The sequence below is a fragment of the Altericista sp. CCNU0014 genome, from assembly GCF_044923475.1.
In the GTDB taxonomy this organism is placed as follows: Bacteria; Cyanobacteriota; Cyanobacteriia; order Thermosynechococcales; family Thermosynechococcaceae; genus JAAURS01.
The window spans coordinates 3,022,168-3,044,335 of sequence record NZ_CP137338.1 but is presented as its reverse complement, the minus strand read 5'-3'; the positions used below and the strand labels follow the sequence as shown (position 1 = coordinate 3,044,335).

18 protein-coding genes are annotated in these 22,168 nt (G+C 50.7%); 1 reads left to right on the top strand and 17 read right to left on the bottom strand.

From position 1 onward, the window contains the following. Nucleotides 1–9: 9 nt before the first annotated feature. The 10 genes from R6H26_RS14735 to asnB all read right to left on the bottom strand — a co-directional run bounded on the left by R6H26_RS14735 (nt 10) and on the right by asnB (nt 13,923). Nucleotides 10–846 carry a glycosyltransferase family 2 protein gene (locus tag R6H26_RS14735; RefSeq protein WP_404783321.1) on the bottom strand — a complete coding sequence of 279 codons (837 nt, stop codon included), beginning with the start codon at nt 844–846 and terminating at the stop codon, nt 10–12. A 9-nt stretch (nt 847–855) separates the two neighbouring features. After that, a complete protein-coding gene (locus R6H26_RS14730) occupies nt 856–2,439 on the bottom strand; it encodes an FAD-dependent oxidoreductase (RefSeq protein ID WP_404783319.1) in 1,584 nt (527 codons plus the stop codon). Further along, nucleotides 2,390–3,403: an aldo/keto reductase gene (locus R6H26_RS14725; protein ID WP_404783318.1), complete on the bottom strand. Its 1,014-nt coding sequence runs from the start codon at nt 3,401–3,403 to the stop codon at nt 2,390–2,392. The genes R6H26_RS14730 and R6H26_RS14725 overlap by 50 nt, the downstream gene beginning before the upstream one ends. Before the next feature lie 2 nt (nt 3,404–3,405). Next, entirely contained in the window at nt 3,406–4,008 is a 603-nt protein-coding gene (locus R6H26_RS14720) for a putative colanic acid biosynthesis acetyltransferase (protein ID WP_404783316.1), read from the bottom strand. An 89-nt stretch (nt 4,009–4,097) separates the two neighbouring features. Then, the gene (locus tag R6H26_RS14715; RefSeq protein WP_404783314.1) at nt 4,098–5,276 is read right to left on the bottom strand and encodes a glycosyltransferase; all 1,179 of its coding nucleotides are present in this window, start codon (nt 5,274–5,276) and stop codon (nt 4,098–4,100) included. Nucleotides 5,277–5,339: 63 nt separating this feature from the next. After that, a complete protein-coding gene (locus R6H26_RS14710) occupies nt 5,340–6,578 on the bottom strand; it encodes an O-antigen ligase family protein (RefSeq protein ID WP_404783312.1) in 1,239 nt (412 codons plus the stop codon). 60 nt (nt 6,579–6,638) lie between these two features. Further along, entirely contained in the window at nt 6,639–7,424 is a 786-nt protein-coding gene (locus R6H26_RS14705) for a glycosyltransferase family 2 protein (protein ID WP_404783310.1), read from the bottom strand. Nucleotides 7,425–7,464: 40 nt separating this feature from the next. Then, nucleotides 7,465–8,868, bottom strand: coding sequence for a lipopolysaccharide biosynthesis protein (locus R6H26_RS14700; protein WP_404783308.1), 1,404 nt, complete (start codon nt 8,866–8,868; stop codon nt 7,465–7,467). 197 nt (nt 8,869–9,065) lie between these two features. Continuing rightward, complete coding sequence (locus R6H26_RS14695; protein WP_404783306.1) at nt 9,066–11,861, bottom strand: polysaccharide biosynthesis tyrosine autokinase; 2,796 nt, start codon at nt 11,859–11,861, stop codon at nt 9,066–9,068. 175 nt (nt 11,862–12,036) lie between these two features. Further along, nucleotides 12,037–13,923, bottom strand: coding sequence for an asparagine synthase (glutamine-hydrolyzing) (asnB, locus tag R6H26_RS14690; protein WP_404783304.1), 1,887 nt, complete (start codon nt 13,921–13,923; stop codon nt 12,037–12,039). A gap of 102 nt (nt 13,924–14,025) precedes the next feature. On the opposite strand from asnB, the gene dtd reads away from it, so the two are divergent. Then, nucleotides 14,026–14,481 (top strand): D-aminoacyl-tRNA deacylase, encoded by a 456-nt coding sequence (gene dtd, locus R6H26_RS14685; protein ID WP_404783302.1) that lies wholly within the window; start codon nt 14,026–14,028, stop codon nt 14,479–14,481. 23 nt (nt 14,482–14,504) lie between these two features. Here dtd and R6H26_RS14680 read toward each other — a convergent pair whose 3' ends face one another. The 7 genes from R6H26_RS14680 to R6H26_RS14650 all read right to left on the bottom strand — a co-directional run bounded on the left by R6H26_RS14680 (nt 14,505) and on the right by R6H26_RS14650 (nt 22,157). After that, entirely contained in the window at nt 14,505–15,368 is an 864-nt protein-coding gene (locus R6H26_RS14680) for a DUF1350 family protein (protein ID WP_404783301.1), read from the bottom strand. A 171-nt stretch (nt 15,369–15,539) separates the two neighbouring features. Further along, a complete protein-coding gene (locus R6H26_RS14675) occupies nt 15,540–16,754 on the bottom strand; it encodes a glycosyltransferase family 4 protein (protein WP_404783299.1) in 1,215 nt (404 codons plus the stop codon). A gap of 12 nt (nt 16,755–16,766) precedes the next feature. Beyond that, a complete protein-coding gene (locus R6H26_RS14670) occupies nt 16,767–17,753 on the bottom strand; it encodes an NAD-dependent epimerase/dehydratase family protein (RefSeq protein WP_404783297.1) in 987 nt (328 codons plus the stop codon). Next, on the bottom strand, nt 17,735–18,280 hold the full coding sequence (locus tag R6H26_RS14665; protein ID WP_404783295.1) for a metal-dependent hydrolase: 546 nt from the start codon (nt 18,278–18,280) through the stop codon (nt 17,735–17,737). Before R6H26_RS14665 ends, R6H26_RS14670 begins: the two co-directional genes overlap by 19 nt. Nucleotides 18,281–18,293: 13 nt before the next feature. Then, complete coding sequence (locus R6H26_RS14660; protein WP_404783294.1) at nt 18,294–19,949, bottom strand: hypothetical protein; 1,656 nt, start codon at nt 19,947–19,949, stop codon at nt 18,294–18,296. Between the two features lie 12 nt (nt 19,950–19,961). Then, the gene (locus tag R6H26_RS14655) at nt 19,962–21,449 is read right to left on the bottom strand and encodes a hypothetical protein (RefSeq protein ID WP_404783293.1); all 1,488 of its coding nucleotides are present in this window, start codon (nt 21,447–21,449) and stop codon (nt 19,962–19,964) included. A gap of 120 nt (nt 21,450–21,569) precedes the next feature. Beyond that, the gene (locus R6H26_RS14650) at nt 21,570–22,157 is read right to left on the bottom strand and encodes a Uma2 family endonuclease (protein ID WP_404783291.1); all 588 of its coding nucleotides are present in this window, start codon (nt 22,155–22,157) and stop codon (nt 21,570–21,572) included. Nucleotides 22,158–22,168 lie beyond the last annotated feature (11 nt).

Here is a 22,168-nt window from a genome sequence, read left to right as displayed (position 1 = left end):
AGCCGATCGCTAGGCGTGAAGTTCGCGGTTTTTAAGTTCGTCGACCTTAAGAATAATCGTGTATTCGTAGATTGACTGCAAGACAGCATAAGTGAAGCCAGGCTTGCCGTCTAAAAAGCCTCGTTTCAAGAAATAAAGGATGAAAAATTTAATGAGAGGGCGGGCAGGCAACCGATAGAATAGTTCTTTTTGATGGTACCGACGAGATTGGAAGTTTTTAGCAGTAAAGGCTTTGAGAATGTTGAAGGTTTCGTTGTTAATCTGATTGTCGTAAATTTGTTGGGCCTCAAAGGTGCTGTAGCTGTTGTGGCGATCGAGCCAATGGCCGACGCCTTTACTAAACGGAAAATGATCGAGATATCCAGTGAGTTGACCGATCGAGCCATCGACAATGGTGACCGGGTTGACGAGGCGTTCGTAGCGAATTTTTTGAGGGCGGAAAAGGCGGATGTAGTAAGGCGTCGTTTGAACGTGTTTCAACCAAGCACCCATGAAGAAATCGCGCCTCTGAATTCTATAGGCATCAAACGCTTGGCTTGGATTGTTAATGGCTTGGCCTATTGATTCAATTAGGGAAGCGTGCACTCGCTCGTCAGCATCAATGTAGAAGACCCATTCATATTTAAAGGGAATGTTGGCCAGTCCCCAATTTTGATGGGCCGACCAATTATCGAACGAACGCTGCGTTATTTTAGCTCCAAATTTCTGAGCGATCCCTACTGTGCTGTCTTCAGAATAGGAATCATACAGGTGTATGTCATCCGACCAACGAATGGACTCAAGACACCCAGGCAAATCTCGTTCTTCATTTTTGGTCAGAATCAGAATCGATATTGGAATTTGCATGGATCTAAATTACAACTGTTCGAACGATTTCAAGCGATCGGCTAATTTAAGTGTCATGGCCATCATGGTCATGGTTGGATTAGAACTGCCTCCTGTGGGAAAAACCGCGCAGCTTGCAATGTGTAGATTAGCAATACCGTGCAGTTGCAAGTTAGGGCTGACGACGCCACGGGAAGGGTCTGCACTCATGCGCGCCCCTCCCATGGGATGGTAAATATCGCGCGCGAGTGTCTGCCAATTGCTGCTGCGCTCAAAGTTGCATTGCCACTGAAGTTTACCCATATTCCACCTGTGCCACTGTCTGTCAAACAGGTGTCGATAGGATTGCATCGCGTGTCGTTCCGCTTCTCCCCAACGCCAGTCTACAGCCGCTTTCGGTAGACCGAGGGCATCGCGTTCGCGGGAGAGAGAGATTCGACTCAGAGGGTTGGGTTGTTGTTCGCAGTCGATATAAAGCATGAGGTCTGCCCGAGACGGACTCCACCGACGTTTTTTTACTCTGACTTGCCAGGCAAGATACAGTAAATCTAAGAATTCCTTTGACAGCAATCCTAACTCAGGCACCGATGGTTGCGATTCAGTTCGATCCTGACTTCGCTGCAAGATCTGTTTGAGCCAAGCGAAAGCCGTGTCGTCGGGCGCATCGAAGACAAAATGCCCCATGCTATTCAGGCTACCGCTCTCAGCCTGAAAGTCTGCGGTAGATTCTAGCTTCAAAGTATGACGAGTTTGCCCTAAAAACCAAGGCGCAAATCGCTTTAAAAATACTTGACGCGATTCCGGTACTATTCGCGCGGCAGGCAAACTGAGATGGTCGTGAAAATAGCGGCCTACTAGGTCGTGGTGGTTGCCAATTCCGTTCGCGTGAATGTCATTTGACATCAACAATAGGCGAGAAGTTTCAACCGTCCCGGCACAAATAACAAAATGTTTGGAGTAAAAACGGAATACTCTTCCATCGTAGGTTTTTGTTGCAATGAATTCTACTTTTTGGCCGCGATCGTGCAGCTGAATGTGGGTGGCATTGGCGTGGTAGTAAATTTTTGAATGGGGATCGGTTTTGATGCGCTGCCCTAACGTTTTGGCGAGATTGCGTTGGCTGAAAGGTGCCCACTTTGAAAATCGCATTTGCAATCCTGTCTCAATCCCGTCGGGTCTGGGAACGGGCAATTGCGATAATAGTCGGTCGGTGTAGGGGAGATGATTGATGCCTAAAAGCGATTCTACTCGGGCGTAATACGGTTCTAAATCCACGGGAGAAATGGGCCAACCGCTTTCTGGAACGTGACTTCGTTGCGTAAAGTCACGGTCGGCTAGGGGTAAAATTTGACCGCCCCAGCGAGTGGAAGATCCCCCAAAGACGCGAAAACGCCCGTCTGTCGTCCCCGAGTAAGGTCGCCCGATAATGTCTGCGGCATAAAGCGCTTGACTGCGGGATTCGAGAGACAATCCGCCTGCTTCGAGCAGGTCGACCCGCAGCCCGCTGCCCCTTAAGGCATCTGCTAAAACAAGTCCGGCAATACCCCCTCCGATGATGCAAATATCAGATTGGAGAGTGGCTTCCGGAGGAAGATGTTGGAGATCGATGAGCATTACAGTCCGGTGTTTTCCAAAAGTCGCCGAAAGCTCGAAGCTGTTCGGAGGTCCAAGGCGGTTCGCGCAGAATCGAGAGGGTTTGCTTTAAGCGACGGGGTTGAGTGGTCGCATAGAGGACGAGCCCCTCAGGATTTAATGAAAGTCCGTGGGCTAATAGCGCTGCCACTAAATATTCAGATCTTTCTAGGTCGCAACAGAGACGCTCGGACCAAAAATGCTTGAGCTGGGGCACAGCCTGAAAAGCAGTTTGCAATGTAGAAAGCCCGCATCTTACTAATCCAAATAAACCGATGGTATTGCCCCTTCTGTCGGTGCGGGCGATCGCCCGATCGAGAATGCTATCCTCCCATTGCAAAATACCGCCACTGAGATTTGGACGTTGCGCTAAGATTCTATCCAGCACGAGCGGATTGCCAGATAAACCGTAGGCTCCAATACGGCCTTCTTGACAAAGATTTTCTAAAAGACTTTCTAAGGTCGGATCTATGGGATCGGTCGTTTCCGGTTCGTGGATTGCAAACAGGTCGATGTATTCTAGATTCATCTGTTTGAGGCTGGCTTCCAGACTGGCAATACAGTTAGCAGAACTGTAGTCTCGTTTGACCATCTGCGTGCCGTAAACGCGTCGGGCCAGCGACCGCAAGGCTGGAAAGCGTTTCAGCAGTTGACGCCCTTGAGATTGACGGGATTGCAGCGCTTGGGTCAGACCGATATTCCCAAGCCCGAACTTGGTTCCAACGGTCAAATGACCAGAATTGCGTCGAAATAAAAGCCCTAGCTCTGCTTCAGCGGCTCCAAGTCCGTAAAGATGCGCGACATCGAAATGAGTAATTCCTAGATCGACAGCCAGGTCTAACAGCCGCTGCCGCTCTGCTTGGCTGCTCAAGCGCAGCAAACTCGCGCAACCAAACCCGAGGTTTACTGTAGACCGACCATTCGATAGTGAGATCGCCGATAGCATAGTTACCGTTGGCTCTTCGTTTGAGGTCGAGGTTTTATCGATCGGCAAGGGTTGCCAGCACAAATAGTCCAAGCGGGTTGCGTGCGGGTAACCACTGACCGCGCTCCAATAATGCACCCGCTTCCGATCGTCACGTTGGGCAATAAAAAAGCCTCAGCACAGATCCAAGCATCGTCGTCGATTTGAATGGGCTGGGCGACAAGTTGAAAGGTAGGACTCTCATAATCATGACTGCCAGTATACAGACGAACGCCTTGAGAAACGATAACACGTTCTCCTAGCTTCACTGGGGCAATATTATAGCAATTCGCCTCAGGTCCTAGGGTAGAAAAATTTCCCATTTCCAAGTTCCACGGCGCCCAAATGCGGACATCGGGATAAATACAGCAGGAATCTCCAATCCGCGCGCCAAATAACCGCAGCAGCGCTACTCTCCAAGGATGAAACGGGATGGGACTAAACCGGAACAATAATAACTGGATCGATTGCCAAAAAAGCCGACTCAGACGGTTTGCAAGCGTGAAGGTAGGGCCTGTATAGGGATGAGTTTTGGCACGCAGATCGCGAGCGATATCCTCATCGATCGTGGGTTTTGAGTTAGTCATTGTAGGATCCTCGCGATAAGGTCGTTCGCTAGCAATGCATCGATCGCATATCGAATACTGGGATAGATGCAACCCGATTTGCAGATGTCCTAAACCTCCAAAATTTCCGAATTTTTAGCGCGAGTCGCACTCAAAATATCTAGCAGTCGGCGGGCAGATCGATCGACTTCGAAGTTTTGGGAGAAACTCTCACGAGCCCTCTGACCCATATAGCGTCGTGACTCTGGCGATCGCCCCATCCAGTCGATCGTGGCCTGAGTTAGGGCAGCGAGCGTATCCTCAACGACCAGGCCGGCCCCATCCGCCTGAATTTCTCGCCAAATATTGACCTTATTAGACACGATCGCAGGTAAACCGCAAGCCATCGCTTCTACAATCGCAATCCCAAAATTTTCTTGGTGCGAAGGCAATACAAAGACTTCCGCAGCCCTCAACGCGCCCCATTTTAGATCTCCCGATAGCATGCCCGGCCAAGTAACGTGAGATTCGATTTCAAGCTGTTGCGTTTTCAACTGAAGCTCGTTTTGCCATCCTACAGAATCTGGCCCTGCTATGACGAGATGAAAATTAGGGTTTAACTTTACAACCGCTGCAAAAGCCTCTAATAATAAGTCACAGCCTTTTTTCGGATGAATTCGCCCGAGATAGAGCATCAAACGCTTATTTTCCAATTGTGGAAAGCATTGCAAAAAGCCGAGTTTCTGCTGCACGGCGTCCCCCTGCGGGGCTGCAATCCCAAGGGGAACGACTGCTTCATTACAGTCGTAGAGCCAAAATGAATGACGCGCGAGTTCTTTTTCTTCTTGGCAGGTAAATAAGACTGCTGCGGCATCTCTGAGGACGCGATAGTCGCTCCACGGCCAAAACAACCACTTTTTGAGGTGCTTTAAGGGATAGGTTTTCTTAAACCACGGGTCTAACATGCCGTGGGTGAAGACATAATAGGGAGTCTGATGGCGGCGCAATGCCAACCAAGCTCCAAAACTAGAATATCGCCAAATGCCGTGAATAATAATGCAACTGTATCGCGCTTGATTTTTCTGCAACCAGGGCACTAAATGCCTTGAATATTGGTAGCTTGAGATCCCCGGTCCTAAAGCGAAGGTCTGCAATGGAAAATCAGGGAGCCATTCAGCATCGGGGGCGTCAAGACAGAGGACTTCTGAGTGGTGGCCCATACGGGCTAACGCAAGGCCGAAGGTTAGCACGACCTCAACAGGACCCCCGCCTTGCGGATCGACCGAAGCAATAACGTGTAGGATATCCACAGATCTAAATTCCGGAGATGGACAAATATAGCAACATCACAAATTCATAAAATCAGATCTTATTTAAGTGATTTTATAGCCTGCTAAAGTGGTTTTAAATTGTTCCGAATGCAGCAAACAAACTATCCCTACAGTTAGAGCTACTGTAAAGCGATGAGATCCTGCAAAGGGACTGGCTACCAGATGCCAGAGACCGGACAGGCAGCTAAACAGTATGAGCGGAAATAAACGATCGTAAATTCTCTGAGCGATCAAAAATCTCAGACTTTTTACAAGTTGGATTCCATAAAAGAAAAAGAAGGTCGTTCCTAAAATACCGCCCTCAATCCAGGACTGTAAAAGTTGTGAATGGGCAGGAATATTTTGCTCTGCATAGACGCGATCGGGTGTATTAAAGCCTCGCTGCCGCACGCCCGTCAGGTCTAAAAATCGTTCTGTCAGCGCTTCGCTTTTGGCCCAGGATCCGTAGCCTAGGATAGGAGAATCTGCGATCGCCTCAAACGCAACTTGAATCCCGCCAAATCGAGCGGCGTTCGAGTATTCTCTTCTTTCTGAGAATTCTTCTTGTGAATTTTGATAGGCAGCAAATAGCAACAAAAACGATAAACTTAAGGCCACAACCAGCTTGAATAATTGCTTCCTAGACACCTGGGATGCATTCACTTTGCTCCAAACAATAGCTGCCATGATGACAAACATCAAACCCAAACTTCGATAGTCTAGAACGATATTAACAATTCCAGCGCTTGCTAAAGTCAATGGTAAAAGTTGCTTGCCCAACCAAGGCATAAAACTAAGTACCAGAAATGCTACAGGCCCTGCGTAAACAACTTTCCAGTCCGTCAAAAGATTGTGAGAGATAATCGAAGGCGATAGGATGCTAAATCCCAAACCGACGCTCAACCACCATAGATTCCATCGATTGCGTTCGATCGCAAAACCAATCGCGATAACATCTAAGGTCAGAAAAATAATTTTCGCCCAACCTCTGAAATAATCCCTTGGAACAGAATTGACCCAAAAATCAGACAGTGCCAACCCCAAAAAAGAAATACATAATGCGATCAAAAATTTTATAAAAAATGGATTCTCTAGGATATTTTTTCTGCGCGATCGTGCCGATGGAATGAATTTGTCAGCAATTAATAATAAACCTAAAACGGCAAGAAAAACCTCGCCCAAATAGAGTTGGCCAAAAAACTTAATCTGAATCGCACTTGTCAGCCCAGCTAGAAATGAAATACAACCTAATGGATCGATTCTGGGGCGATCCTTCAAAAGATGTGTATTATGAATATTCATGATTTAGAATTAAAATATTTAATTTCAATAAGATTTTCATAATATTTTGACTCTGAGAGCTTATCGAACGATCAGATATTGAAGGTGCCGCCATAAATTCATTTTATAGAACAATCGATAAATTTTTTCAAAAGACCTCGGGTGCAAGTTGCTGCTAGTGGCAAAGATTTTTTGATCGATCCGATTTCGATCTAGATCGTACTGAACTTTAAATCGATTAGATCCGGTAATAGAGTCTGGATAAATGCGAAAATATCCTAAGACTTTTTGAGTTGTTGCAAATTTGCATTTTGCTAGAGCCATATCTACCATCAATTCTCCATCCCAACAGGTTCTGTTTTCAAGGTTAAAACCGCCTGCTTTTTGGAAAGCCTGTCTCCTAAAAAAAGTGGCCTGTTGACAAATGGTACAAATTCCCATGGAGTACTGAATCAAATTGAAAGCATCGGACGTTCTCCCTCTCCAGCTAATGCGATTGCGATCGTCGATAATTCGAATCGCTCCATTCAGAACATCGACCTTAGGATTTTCAGCAAAGAAATTCATGACAAAGTCTAAAGCACCTGGTGCAAAAACATCGTCGGAGTTGAGATAACCTAAAATCTCTGCATCCTCTAATTTAGAGAATCCTTTGTTTAGGCCATCTGCAGGGCCTCGATCCGGTTCTAGGAGAATTTCTGAGAATCTTTCTTTATTTTTTAAGATAATTTCCCTGGAATTGTCCTGACTGCCTGCATCGACAATAACATACCGAAGCCGATCGGTATTTTGAAGTCTGACTGACTCAATGGCTTGTTGAAGGTATTTTGCTTGATTGTAGGAAATGGTAACAATTCCGAGCTTCATTATCGTTTTTATGAATTAGACTTTTTTGCGAAGGGAAATTCTAACGATGCAAAATTTGACGTGCGCTTTTAACTGGATTGGGCGGCGTCAGTAGGTATCTAAAAAATTGGACCGAGGATTCTTGCAGGATTTTGAGAGACGCTTTTACTACATAGACAGACATTGCAAGATCGATAATCAAAAGCGATGCTGCCGCACCGCTCAGCCCCCAGAGGGGTGCGATTCCGATCGCAACCAGTAACGCAATCCCAGCGCTCAGAACGTAGCGCAGAGAAAGCTGCTGGTGCTGATTGAGGGCGATGGGGACTGCTTGGCTTGTATTCCACAGCGAATTTACCACCACAATTGCCAACATAATGTAAAAAAGTTGCGGGTCGAAAATAACCTTTTGATTCGTCCAAAGCGCGATAATCCATCGACCGCCTAGGGCTAATCCCAGAACGGCCAAAAGCGCAAGCCAAAATGCTGTCTTACAAGCTTTGTGGTGGAGCTGGCGGGCGAATTCTAGGTCTCCTCGGCCAAAGGCGATGGAAAGTTCGGGTTTGACGGAATTGTTGATTAAATTTAAGATCTGCCACGCTAGCCGACTCAGGGTTCGCTGCGTTGAAAACACCACCACGGCAACTGGACCTAAGAGGATGCCGAGAATGAGGGTCATTCCTTGAACGCTGAGGGCTGAGGCTAGGGGGAATCCCATAAAGGCGATCGCCGGAAGGCTCAGTTTTTTGAGTGCCTTCAAGCTAGCGTGACGGTACCCGTAGGTCAACCACGGACTGCGCCTGTGCAGATCGCGGCTCATCCAAATAGCACCGCAACTGGTCGCGCAAGTATGAGCCAGCGCTGCTCCTAAAGGGGATGCTCCAAACCACACTGCGATCGCAATTGCGGCAAATTCCAACAACCGGATGCAGTGCAAGTTTAAAATTCCAGCCGGATAGTTTCCCTCGCACTGATAGCCAGAAATCGTCAGCACCACTTGTTGAAAAATGAAGACTTGCAAACTCATGACCAAAATAATTCCCGCCGCTGGCGCTGCTGCGATGTGGGTAAAATTCAGCCACTCCGCGATCGGCAGCCACCAAACAATCGCAGCAAGAATGAGAAGGCAACCCGCTGCAATGGTGCTGATGAGCAGCCAGGCACTCTGAAATAGGGTCGCGGCTGCACTGCGATCGCCTTGAACGACGCGCAGAGTCATTTCATTGGCGGCAGCGCTGCCAAATCCAAGATCGCTCAACGCAAAATACATGGGAATCGACACTAAAATCAGCCATTCACCATAAATTTCGATACCCCAAGAACGGATGAGTAACGGGACGCTCACAATCTGAATGAAAACGGTTACCACCTGGCCCAGTACATTTGCTCCCAAGCCTTTTAGCAGTCGATTCCAAGGGCTTTGGAAAGAGAAAAGATTTTTCGGGATTGGATTAAGACTGGGCATTTAAAGCAATCCTTCAGGCGTTCTTTCTAAATAAAAGTAAAAATCTAGATTTAATTTAATAGATTCGCAAACCTATTCGTTACAGTCAATAAAAAACGCAATTTCAGAAATAAAGAACGATCGGAGCCGAACCCAAAAAATCACAGACTTGCAAACGCGTTAAACCTTCATAAACTCAATCGTCCAGCGTTAATTTTTCAAAGGAGCTGTTTTAACGAGTGTCTGTGATTTTCAACCGCTGGGCTGCCATTGTTTGGTGTCGGTACAGTGCTAGCAGACGGAGGGAGCGAAAGGGCTACCCCAGGCGAACCAGTAGGAACATCGCTATAATTGACCACCAGTCTTGCCAATCGGTTGCGGTAAGACTTAAGAAGCGCCGTTGCATGGGTCACCGCCGTTCTAGTGGTGCGATCGATTCCAACCACAAAAACGGTGCAGTCCACTTTGGAAATCAACCCTTGCGTGTCGGAAAAACCAGTAATAGGAGGTGTATCGATCAATACATAGTCAAAACACCCGCGCCAATCTTCCAGGAGGTTTGTCATGCTTTTCGACTGTAACAAAGCAAGAGAGTCTTGCGGCGGCGGACCCGACGTCAGCATGTTTAATCCTTTAACTGGCATAGCGCGGACGCAGTCGCGCCACGACCGATTTTCTGCCAAGATATTGCTCAAACCTCGCTCGTTCGCAATCTCTGCAAGCGCGTGCAAACTCGGTTGGTGCATGTTCGCATCCACTATCAAAACTTTGAGACCGAGACGGGCGATCGCCTGTCCGAGTTCTAACACGATCGTACTTTTGCCTTCCGCTGTCCCAGCCGAAGTGACACTGAAGCTTTTCACACCGCAGTCAGTATTGAGGTACTGAATCTGAAGGGCCAGAGATCGGAATGCTTCTTGAAAGCGATGGTATTGATTCTGAGGTAAACCCCGCAGAATGCGGGCTCCTTCATCGGCAACGCCAATATCTTTACAGTGCGGAATCGTTCCTAAAAGGGGAAGACCCGCGAGTTCTTGGGCTTCCTTCGTGCTTCTCACGCGGCGGTCGAAGCGCTCGAGCATCAAGGCCGTGCCCAGTCCGATCGCGCTACTGAACAACAGGCCAAAAAACAAATTTCGCGGAATATTAGGCGAAATAGGTTTCCTAGGCAATGCAGGAGGTTCTAAAATACTCCAAGGGGTCGTCTCTTGCGCTGCAGACACTTTTAGTTCTTGCAATTTCTTTAGGAGAGTATCGAGTTGGGTGGAGTGTAGGGTAACTTGGCGCTGTAACTCTGTATAGGTCTCTTGAAGTCGAGGAAGCTGCTTGAATTGCTCGTCTACTAACGCTTGTGCTTGGCGCAAACTTTTGAGCTGGGTCTGTTGAACCTCTAACCCGGTTCGATCGGTCAGGAGTTCCTTGGACAAGTCATTTAAAACGGCGTTCGTATTAGCATCCCTAAGTTCGGTGGCGTCTGAGGATAAATTTGAGGCAGGATTGCTTCCGACCAGTTTTTGTCCGACCTGCTGGCGCAGGGATAGGAGCCGCTCCCGCTGCTCGCGCAGGTCTCGAACTAAGGGATGATCTTCGCTTAATTCAGCTTGTCTGAGGCTCAGCTGGATTTCAATATCTTTGAGTTGATTGCTGAGTTTTTGATAGTTTGCATCTTGGCCCAAAACTGCCGCAATAGCGGATCGATCTGGGTCTTGGCCCAACCCTTGCAGGCGACGGCGGTTGGCGTCAACTCGGCTTTTCGACTGGTTGAGTAAGACACTCGACTTTTGAATATCGTCCGCTAGCCTCAGCTTCGTTTTTTCAATTTCTAGGGCATAAGAATCGGGTGTTACCATTCCGTGTCGCTGTCGGAAATTCCTGAGTTCGGCAGTGGCTTGGGCCAGTTTTTGACGGGTTGCTGGCAAGTTTTTCTCAATAAACTGAATGGTCGAGGCAGCCCGCGATCGCTTGAGTTCCGTGCTATAGCTGACGTAGGTTTTCCCGAGGGCATTCAACACCGCGTAAACTCGCTGCGGATCCGTATCGGAATAGTCGACCATCAATATATTTGAAAGCAGGCCGCCTTCTTCAGACTGTTCGATCGTCAGACCGCCCTTCACATCTTGAACCGTTAGTTCTTTGCTGTATTGCTCTGGCAGTTGGGCGATCGCCTGGCCGATCAAGGGCGTGCTCCTCAAAATTTGGACCTCCGTCAAGCGTCCTTTAGAAATATCCTCCGTCGCCTCAATATCTTGTTGATTTTCCTCCGTCACTGGCACGGCATTTTTGTTGCTCACCTGAAGCCAGAGCTCGGATTTATAAACAGGCTCTTCAATCGCGAACGTATGCACCACGATCGCCGCCATGGCAGTTGCAGATACTGCTAAAACGCTCAACCACCTTCTCCGTAACATCTGCCAAAGCGCAACCCCCCATCCCGTCCAATCATCATCGGGCAATAGCTGCTTCGAGCCGTCTTCTTGGGGTATGGCGGGAACCTTAATTCCAAGCGTCTTGCTAGCAGGATTTGGCTTTGTCAGCCCGTTTGCAGGCGGCGAAGACAGCTTTGCCACTCCATCTCTCAGGTAAGGGGCAGACGAGAACTCAGGCTCTGCTGACACCATTTTGTTCAGAACCCCAGGTCCTAACTGGCTGTACCCTCTATGAACGAAGCGAATTGCCTCCCCCAGCTCTTCAGCGGGCGTGCTTTTGAGTAGGTACCCCATTGCGCCAGAACGCAGCGCTTGGTTGATGTAGCCATCGTCGTTATGGCCGCTTAAAACCAGGACTTTAACCTCGGGCAGCGCTTGACAAATGAGTTCTGTTGCCTTAACCCCGTTCAGGTTAGGCATTTCCATATCGATCAGCACGATATCGGGTCGTAAAATTTCTGCCATCTCAAGGGCCGTCTCGCCGTCACTTGCCGTACCGACCACTTGAAAATCCGGCTCTGACTCCAGACGAATCCGTAAAATTTCGCGAATTGACTTTTGATCGTCGGCCAACAGGATTCGAATCATGCTCTCAAGATCTTGAATACTTTATGATATACATCTCAACTCAGGGCACTTCGGTCGGTCGCTTCATTCTCAACGAGTAAGCCCTGAAATCGCGGTAAACGCCCCCTTCTGTCTCGACAAACCCGTACTTTTCGAGGTTCCCTTAGTCGGGCGAACGGGCAATTATCGAACGCTTTTAGTCATCTATAACACTTTTGAGCCACAGCTCCAAGATAACAAGCGACCACAGGCGATGCGAGTGGTTGCAGATCTTCTTTTGATGTTCGTCGATCGACCGCTCCACGAAACTGAAACGAAAAAAACCTCTCTCTTTAAAGGAAGAACTAGAGAGGATATTCGCCATCCAATCTCGAACGTTGGCGTTGTCTCGCATCCAGTTTTTCATCGGAACACTGTGGCCCAGTTTGGGGCGATCGAATAAGATTTTGTCGGGAACGATGCCGACGAGCGCTTGCTTGTAGATGTACTTGGTGTCCCAGAAGCCGCGAATCTTTAAGTTCGATGGAGTTTTAGCGGCGTATTCCACCAAACGATGGTCGAGGAGCGGTAGGCGGTTGTCTAGGCCAAAGGAGCGCAGCAGTTCCAGACGCCGCAAATAAAAGGCAACTAGGGTCCAGTAATCGCTATAGAGGCTGCGGCTCAAGCGATCTGGCCCATCGGCGGCGTTGGCGTACTGGAGCATGCTATCGAATAGTTGCGTCAGGTCGCAGGCGGAGAGAAAGTCAGCGGTACAAAGCTCGATCAATTCGTGGGGCTGGTAATAGGTCCGCCAGCGATGGCTGAGCAGTTGGGACGGAAAGGCGAGACTGTAGGCAAATCGCTTGAGTTTGACCTGGAGGTTCTTTTTTCGATCGCTGTCCGGGAGTTTTTGCAACAGTTGGGCGATGGGGTTCAGGATCGATCTCGGGATCCGATCGATGGGTGCGGCCACTTTATCGGCGGTGTAAACGGGGTGACCGCCAAAGAGTTCGTCGCCGCCCTCTCCGCTGAAGATATAGTCCACCTGACCCTGAGCCGCTCGTCCGAGCAGAAAGGTCCCAATTTCAATGCCAATGTCGCAAAAGGGTTCGTCCATCGCGCCAACAATAGAGGCGATCGCCGATACGTCTTCAGGCTGGTACTGAATTTCTGTATGTTGCGTGCCAAAATGCCGCGCGACATACCGCGCGTAGCTCGATTCATCGTAGGAGGGTCCGGCGCAGCGAAAGGAGAAGGTCGAGAGGGGTTCTGCAGAAAACTTTGCGGCAAACCCGAGGATGGCGCTGGAGTCTATCCCGCCACTCAAAAATACACCCAAGCTTCGATGCGGGTCGAGGCGAATTTTGACCGCATCTTCGATCAGCGCTGGAATTTCTTCGCAGTACTGGGCTTCTGTTTTTCGATCTCGTTCTGCAAAGTTTAAGTTCCAATACCGATGCAATTGGAGTTCAGACCCTTCAAAGGAAAGGAAATGGCTGGCCGGAACTTTAGAAACGGTCTCCACGATAGTCCGGTGGCTGGGATTGTAGCAGTAGAGCAAATACTCCAGCACGACTTGGGCATCGATCTGTTTGGGTATCCATCCGGTGGCCAGCAGCGATCGCAGCGAGGTTCCAAAGACCAGACAATCCTGATGGTAACGATAGAAAAGAGATCGGATCCCAAAGCGATCGCGTCCGAGAATTAGTTTTTGGTTTGGTTCGTCCCAGAGAATAAAGGCAAATTTGCCATTGACCCGCTCTAGAAAATTATCGGGGTCGCGATCGTAAAGGTGGGCTAGAACTTCGCTCGCGCTGTCGGTTTGCCAGCGAACGGTGGAACCGAAATCGCGCTTTAGTTCGGGGAGGTTGTAGATGCTGCCCTCAAAGAGCGCGGTAATTCGGCCATCGGCGCTCCAAAAGGGGGGATGGGACTCGTTGCAGGATGTCACGCCATCCGCGATCCAGTAGAACGCTAACGCGTTGTTCCCCCAGGTCAGCGATTTTGCGGTTTGGGGGGCTGGGGGGAGTTGGGCGATCGCCTGACTCAAGGCTTGTTGGAGTTCGCTGCGCTGTTGTTGTGGGTTTGCAATGCCGAAAAACAAGCTCGTGACCTCCTTGGGCAAAAGATAAAATCATCCCTAACCCGATCGAATTCTATGCTTACATGAGAGGGTTGCCGTTTGCTGTTTCTTCTATTCAACCCCATGCGTGTCGTTCTTCAGCGGGTTAAAGCCTCTAGCGTAGCGGTTGAGGGGGCGATCGCGGGTCGGATTGGCAGAGGGCTAAATTTATTGGTAGGCATTGCGCCTACTGATACTGAAGCAGAACTGGATTGGATGGCGCGCAAGGTGTTGAGCCTTAGAATTTTTCCGACGGAGGGGCAGGACCGTTGGGATCGGTCGATCGCCGATATTCAAGGAGAATTGCTCGTCGTCAGTCAGTTTACCCTTTACGGCGACTGTCGCAAAGGCCGCCGTCCGTCCTTCGATGGCGCGGCTCCTCCCGATCGAGCTGAAGCGCTCTTCGAGCGGTTTGTACTCAAATTGCGGCAGAGCGGACTCAAGGTGGAAACGGGTCGATTTGGAGCCGCGATGCAGGTGGCGATCGACAACGATGGCCCAGTCACTTTACTTTTAGAAAAGGAAGGCAGTCCCTCCTAAGCGATCGCCCGTTGAATAAACCCTCAAGGAGTGCTGGAATTGACGAGGTTTCCGATAAAGTCAGCGGCATAAGCAGCCAGTCTAGAACGGATCGGGTCGAAGGCTGGGATCATGTGGTATTGCAAGGCAATCCAATAGGGATGATGAATATCGTCAATCTCGTGGCTGCTTTGGAGGCTTCCTTGACTTTTCAGGACTGGTTGGCACCAACCGACATCAGGGCCAGCAATTGTATCTCCTTTAAATGAAAGGAGTGAAGTTAGGGACAATAGTTGGGGGTTTTGCTGGATTAAATACCTGACCAGATCCTGCTGGGGGCGGACTTGGAGCAACCAGGACACAGCCGTCGGTGTCTTGAAGCAGGGAGCCATCAGCAGACTGGCTCGATAGGGGACTGACTGCAACTGAGGCAATGCTTTTACGTCGGAAAAATCTAAATCGGTCACTATTTTAGCCCCGAGCTGATGACGTGCTGCTTCTAATATTTGAATTTGTTTATTTTTATCAAAGCCCAAAAATCGGATGAGGCCAATACACTCGCACCCTAGGCTATGCCCTACAAGGCAATGCTTGCTAGGATCGGTATAAATCTTTGGGTTGTAGCCCATCTGTTTTGCAGTCTTGATTCCCGCTTGTTTGACTTGCTCGATCTGCTCGAGAAGATCCTTCGCAATGGTCCAATGGCTCAATTGAGCGAAAGAGTAGGAGTAGGAATGTACTGTAAATCGCTGTTGGAGACTGTCTAACAAGGTCTTATACCAGCAGCTTACGCCAGAACCGAAGAAGTACCCGCCAATAAAATGCACGACTCCCTCAGGATCGGGATGTATGGAGGCAAACCCATGGGGGAGCGCGATCGACTGATTCGGTTGGTCGGTGAGGTTCATCGCATTTTACGTTGTAAACAATTCCTTTTGCAAAGCAACCAAGTTAGAAATCAAGTCTTTCTCTGCTATATTACCCGATGACCTCTCGGCAAATTCGCTTCCATAAATAGCTGCCGATCGCATCTGTTTTAGGATTTACGGATATCAGCATCAAAAGATAACAGCGCAGTTTCACAGTCGCAGTTTCTGTCGAACTGCGATCGCCGCCAACTTCGCATACCAATCCTCGAGGGTTTGGACGTACTGTTCGACACTGTAGCGACGGGCGCTCGTTTGAGCCTGTTGGCCGAGCTGCGCTAACAATGGGGGCGCGCTGAGACATTGAAGAATTTTACTGGCTAAGTCGGATTTGTCCCCCGGTTCGATCAGATAACCATTTTGGCCGTCTTGAATAATTTCCCGCTGTTCTCCAAGGTTCGTCGCAACGATCGGTTTGCCCTTGGCCATGGCTTCCAGCAGGTAGACAGAGGAAAAGCGTTCGCTGAGGAAGGGGGCAATGACCAAATCGCAGGCAGTTATCCAGGTGTCGATGTCTTCGGGCCATTCGATAAAACGGATGTTTTCGGCAATATTGAGGGAGCGCGCTAAAGTTTGAAGTTCCGCAATCTCGTTATCGATCTTCTCCTGGGACACTTCTACGTATTTTTTGCTGGGTAGGCGATGAAATCGCGTTGTTTTATAAACAATTGCAAAAACAACGTCCGGCAAAGTCTCGAGTACTTCCCTCGCCGCCTGGATCAATACCTCAGTCCCGCGCTGCGGCCCCAGTTTAGTAAAGGTTCCAACCACCTTCGTATCGTCGGAAATCGCCAGCGATCGCCTGACCGCCTGAATCGCTTCTGGTGCTACAGGCTCAAACTTCTCCATTGGAATGCCGTGGAACAGCATCCGAATCTTGGCCGGGTCGATCTTGCGTCTCTGGATCAAAAATTGTTTGACCATCGGCGAGGCGGCGATCGCCCCCTGAGTGGAGGGTGCGAGGAGGCGATCGGCCACGCTCAAATAGGACGGGTAGGGGAAGTAAACCTCCGTATCGTAGTCGTGAATAATAGTCGGAATACCTGCAATGAGTCCGGCAAGGCGGCCAAAAGTCGAAGATGCATAGCAATGCAGATGCATCACCTGAATTCGTTCCCTGCGGATGAGCTGCAGAAAACTCCAGAGCGCGGTCGGGTCGAACTTCGCCTTATCCAGCACCCGCACGGGCACTGCGCTCTGCTCGAAGACTTGGCGAATGGTCGCGTTGGCGCGCAACATGCAGGGCACCAGCCGGAATCGCTCGCGATCGAACTCCTGGAGCAGGTTCCAGTAGAGGCGACCGCCCCCGTGCAGGTTGCCGTCGTAGCAGACGTGATCGATCGCCCAGAGGACATTGATGGGGTTCATAGGGCGGCAAACCTAGAGATACTGATGGGCGAGATACCAATCGGCGGTGCGTTGCAACCCCGACCTGAGATCGACTTTAGGGCGAAACGACAGTTCTTGCTGGGCCTTAGCGATATCGAAACTCCTCGTCTTTCTAAAAAAATCAACCCGGCGACGGTAGAGCGGCGGATTGATGCCCAAGGGCTTGCAGAGCGCTTCGCAGGCAAATCCGGCCCAGTACAGCGGCAGGACCGGGAATCGCAGCCGGGGTGGCGGAACCTGCATCACCTGGGCAATTTCGCTGACGAGATGATTTAAAGTGACTGGCGCTGCACCCGTCAAAATATAGGTCTGTCCGACGGCTTGGGGTTGAGTGCCGCACTGAAGAATACCGTCGATCAAGTCGTCGATATAAACGAGCTGGTACAGCACCTGACCGGAACCGAACATGACAAACTTCCGCTGCCGGATGGCCTTAAACAGCTTGAGAAAGCGCAAATCTCCAGGCCCGAAGATGCCGCCCGGACGAAAGACGACGACGGGCAAGCGCCCTCGGGCCGCATACTCCAAAGCGACTTTTTCTCCGGCTACCTTTGAGTCTTGATACGCATCCCCCGGTCCGTAAGGGGTTTGCTCGTTAGCGGGTGGATGCTTGATATCGCCGTGGACGCCGACGGTACTGCAATGGACGAACCGCTGGACGCCCGCATTCACCGAAGCTTCTAACAAATTCTGCGTTCCGATCGCGTTTGTATCCTGAAACTGCTGGCGCGTGACATTTTCGGGACGGAACAGGGCGGCAATGTGGTACACCGTGTCGATGCCCTGGGTGGCTTTTTCTAAGGAGGGGCGATCGCAGAGATCTCCCATCGCCCACTCCACGTCTGCCCCATCCAACGCCGCACGGCGACTGGTTTCGCGCGCTAGAACCCGCACGGCATGGCCCTCTCGGAGCAACCGCCGACACAAATGACTTCCCGTAAACCCAGTGCCGCCCGTCACTAAAATCTGTTTTGCCATTTTTCTTTGCGCCTGCGCGCGCTCCAAAACTGCACGATTCCGACCAAAAAGAGGCTGTAGACGACCTCAACCCCTAAGAACAACCAATGCCCCGGATGTTGCAACAGCGGTTCGGACCAGTGGGTGCTGGGAAACAAGGGTGTGGGAGACCTGAAGTAGCCCATGGCAAAGGGCCAAAAAAGCTGGATGCCATCTCCACCGTCGGTAAAAAAGTCGAGGAGCAAATGCGAGCCATAGAGTGCTAGGGTCAGCCAAAATCCCGCTCGCGCCACCGTTTTGTTGCGTAGGGATGCTGCAATATAGACGCAAACCGACACGCCGAGGCAAAACAGCAAGCTGTGGGAAAATCCGTGGTGGTACTTTGTCCCCGTCAAAAATTGCGGAATGAAGTCCAGATCGGCTGCGTTTGCAACGCCGATGCCGTAGAGCCACGGCTGGAGCTTTGACCTCGGCACGGGGCCGCGATCGCCAGATGAGATCCGCGCGATGGCGTAGCCGGAGACAGAATGCGCTATCGGGGATGGCACGGTCGAACCCTTCTTACTCGCTACATTTTTTGACGATACTGAGGGGCACACCCTGCCGTTTGACTTGATGGACCGTCTCGCAATCGGGGAAGCGCTGTTGAAAATCCCATCGGGGGATGGCCACATAATAAAACGGTTTTCTCACTTTGGCCGATTCGAATTCTGCGATGTCAATGACCCGCAACCCCGACTTAGCAAAGGGCGCAGAGGCATAGAGCGGATCGCTGGAGACGATCGCGCTCTCGGACGCGACGTTGCGGTTGACCCATTCCATATTCTCCCGCATGCTCGCCGCCCAATAATCCGTCTCGAATTGCCCTTGGGCTTTGGCCAGCCCCCCGAAGGCGCGGTTGAAATACAGGTACTCGTAAGGATGCAGGGCGATCGCGTCGGCCACAATGGGGCTTAGTAGGGCGATCGCCAAGGCAACCCCAAACAGTTTTGCCCGTTTGCTGGCAAGGGTGCGATAGAGCCAAGCGAGGGTCGTCGCGGCAATGACGGCAATCCCCGGAACCGCATACAAAAACTGACGGGCTTCGTCGTAGATGGTGGATTGCAACGCAATGGCGATCGCGGGCAGGACAAAAATCTGTAACGCCACGGCAACGATGCAGGCTCGCTGGATTGGGGTCAGCGCGCGATATCGCCAGCCGATCCAACCCAGCCCCAGCCAAAATGCGCCTTGCCAAAGGACCGGAATGGTAATCGAGAACCATTTTGGCAAATAATGCCAGGGCAGGTTTTGTGCCGATAAATACGCCCCCTCGAATAGAACGGTTAAGGGCCAGTCTTCGCGGTAATAAAATTGGAGGGTTTCCCAAAACCAGGGGAGCGGGTTCGACCACGAGGATGGATAGACCAGAATCGTAACGGCCATCCACGTCAATCCCATCAGCCCGTAAAACGGCCAAAATCGCCGCAGCCAATTCGCGGGAGAGATCTGACGCAAGCTGGAAATAAAATGGGCGATCGCCACAAACAGCAAAACCGCAGACCCATCCAGGCGAATCCCGGCCACGCATCCCAACAACGCGCCGTAGGCAAAGGCATAAAACGTCAGACGGTTGAGGCCAAAACTACAGTCGGCATCCCCTGCAATGCAATGGCAGTAGCCCACCCAGCAAACCCCGACGAACGTGCCCAAGGTCATTGCGGCGGCGAGGGGAATATCTTTAGGGTTAAAGAAGCTATGGCCCCAAAATCGCGGAAACAGAGCCAGCACGATCGGTCCCAGCCAAGCAAACTCCGCCCCTGACAAAATACCCACCATGCCTGCAACGGAGCCGTAAGCGAACAAGGACAGCAGGAAGGTCAAAACGTGTTTGATTTTGACCCGCCCGTAAAAGGGATAAATACTGTAGCCCCTGCCTTCGTATCGGTCTTGCTTGGGGAAATCGGTTCTAAAAATTTGCTGTGTTTTCTGGAAAACAATTTCTGAGACGCCATTAAAGAGCGTCCCGTAGTACTTGAGGTGGCCTGGGTACTGTCGGCCTTCGGTCACGATTTTGTAGTTTTCAAAGGCCACTCGCAGCGGACCTTCTTCATCGTAGGTAATGCCAACGCGACCGACCGTGGAAAGCCCGATCGCCGCCACTGCAATCAACGCGATCGCAACTGAAATGTAGCTTCGCTTGAGCGAAGATGAAAACCCTCGATCGATCTGCACCATGAGTCAAAGCTGTTATTGAGAGGCTGATTTGGACGCAGCCAGAGACAAATGAATGTCTTCCCCCCACTGACTCTTAATCGCGAGTTTGGTTTGAATGCGAAATCCGTTCTCCTCGACAATCTTAAGCATTTTTTGAGGATCTGTCTCCCAGTCGTCGAAGCGAGGGTAAATCAACCAGAGACGGTTTTCTCCCGCCCCTGTAGGGGGGAAGCCGAGCGCTTTTTGCGTATCGAGGACTTCTGCCTGACGATCGATGGTATATACGGGGTTGCTACCGCGATAGTAGTAATCAAACGCGTTTTCCATAAAGCTGGGATAAATCAGAATGCGATCGCCACGACGTTCCTCGGCCCGAACAATCGCGGCCAAGCCGCGCCAGTCATGGCGGTACTCGACGGTGTAGTAACGCCACAACGAACTCCCCACGGCGATCGCGTACAGGGCGATCGCGCCCAGGGCCAATCCCCGCCGCCGCTGCCAGAGCTGTCTGAATCCAGCAGCCAGCAAAATTAGAAAGTAAGGTGCCGCAATCAGCAAATAGCGATCGCCCCACATGCCCGTGGAGAGTTGAGCGACTGCAAAAATGGAGGCGAGGGGCAATAGGCCCCAGGCCGCTGCACGGTACAGCCGTCCGCCGCGCCGTTGGGTCCAGAGCGCAAAGCCCAATAGTCCCAAAACCGCGAGGGCATATCCCTTGAAAAAGAGCTGATAAAATCCAGTCCAGTTTGGGTGGGGGGCCGCGAGGGGCCAGGCTGTGAAGGTGGCGATCGCGCCTGCAAAATTAATGGGACCTGGCGGATGGAGTGACACGCCATTGAGGGTGGGCGCTTGCCGCGCAAACTCCAGCAACGGCGGCACGACATCGACTAAAATCACCCCCACGGGCACGAGCAAAATCCCCAGCACCCAGCTCCATCGCTTGAGATATTTTAGAGACAACCGCCCGCGCGCCTTACCGATTTTAAGGCCCAGCAGCAATGCATCCGGCAGCAGCAGGAGAAAATTGACCTGCGCGGTCAGCAATCCCAACAGCCGAAATAATGCCCATCCGCCTATCGACGCAACCGTAAACCGCTCTAAGGCATAGGCTAAGGCCAGACTGCCCGCCAACCCCAAACAGCTGCTCGTGGCATAAAAGCGCACTTCCTGAGCGTGGTTAATAACCAGCGGCGAGAGCGTCCAGAGCAGCGCCGCCCCGATCCCCGTCGCGCGATCGGACAATTGCCGACCCAGATAGTAGACCAGCACCACATTGACCAAACCAAACAAAACCGACAGCCCGCGCAGCCAAATCTCGCTGCTGCCGCCCTGAAGCCAAAGCCGCAGCAGCAGAAAATACAAAGGACGATTGAAATTCAGCGGTCCCTTGGCGCTCTCGATACTGTAGGTTTCGTCAAACCAAAGGCTCTCGGTTCCCAACTGGTAGCCGTACAGCCCCAAGGCCAACAGCAAAATCAAAAGAATCGAACGGTTAGAGATAAGTTTATTCAGTTGCGTCAAAACTCGCACTATCTCGATCGGGTTGCATTGCTGCTTTGAGTATAGTCATAGCCAGCACTCCCTCATAGGAGTTTGGAAGGAGCGAACCTTCAATAAATTCCGCCAAACCCGAAAACGAATCTACGCTTGAAAAATCCGCTCAGCCGTCAGAACGAGTGCAGGAAAGGTAGGCGAGACAATGCCAGCATTCCTACAGAACGTTCCCACTTCGCAGTAGTTTCCCTTTTGCAACTGCAATACCATCACCGTTTGCGCGTCAGAATCAATCAACCAATATTCAGGAACCCCAATTGCCGCATACTGAGCGCGCTTGTTGATGTAGTCTCTATTTCGGTTGGCCTGTCCGGGACTGACAACTTCAACCACGATTCTGGGGGGAGGCATATCCAACGTAATCGTCAACCGTCGTCCCATCAAATCTAAGTGCTCAGGTCGAAGCACAACCAGATCGGGATAGCGATTGGCTGCGTCCTTGAGTTGCAAAACGGGGACCTGTACTTCGCAAGTATGGACTCGAATGAGCTGAAGTGGCACAACTCCAGCTTCAAGAAACAGCACCATCAAATAATTAGCAACAAAATCATTTTCTGGTGACTCTGGCGGCAACTCAAACAGCTCCCCATCGATAAGTAGGAAACGTCCTTCTCGGTCATCGCGGGTGGAGAGGTACGCTTCAAATGTTGCAAACCGTTGTCTTGACTGGGTCATTGCAACTATCC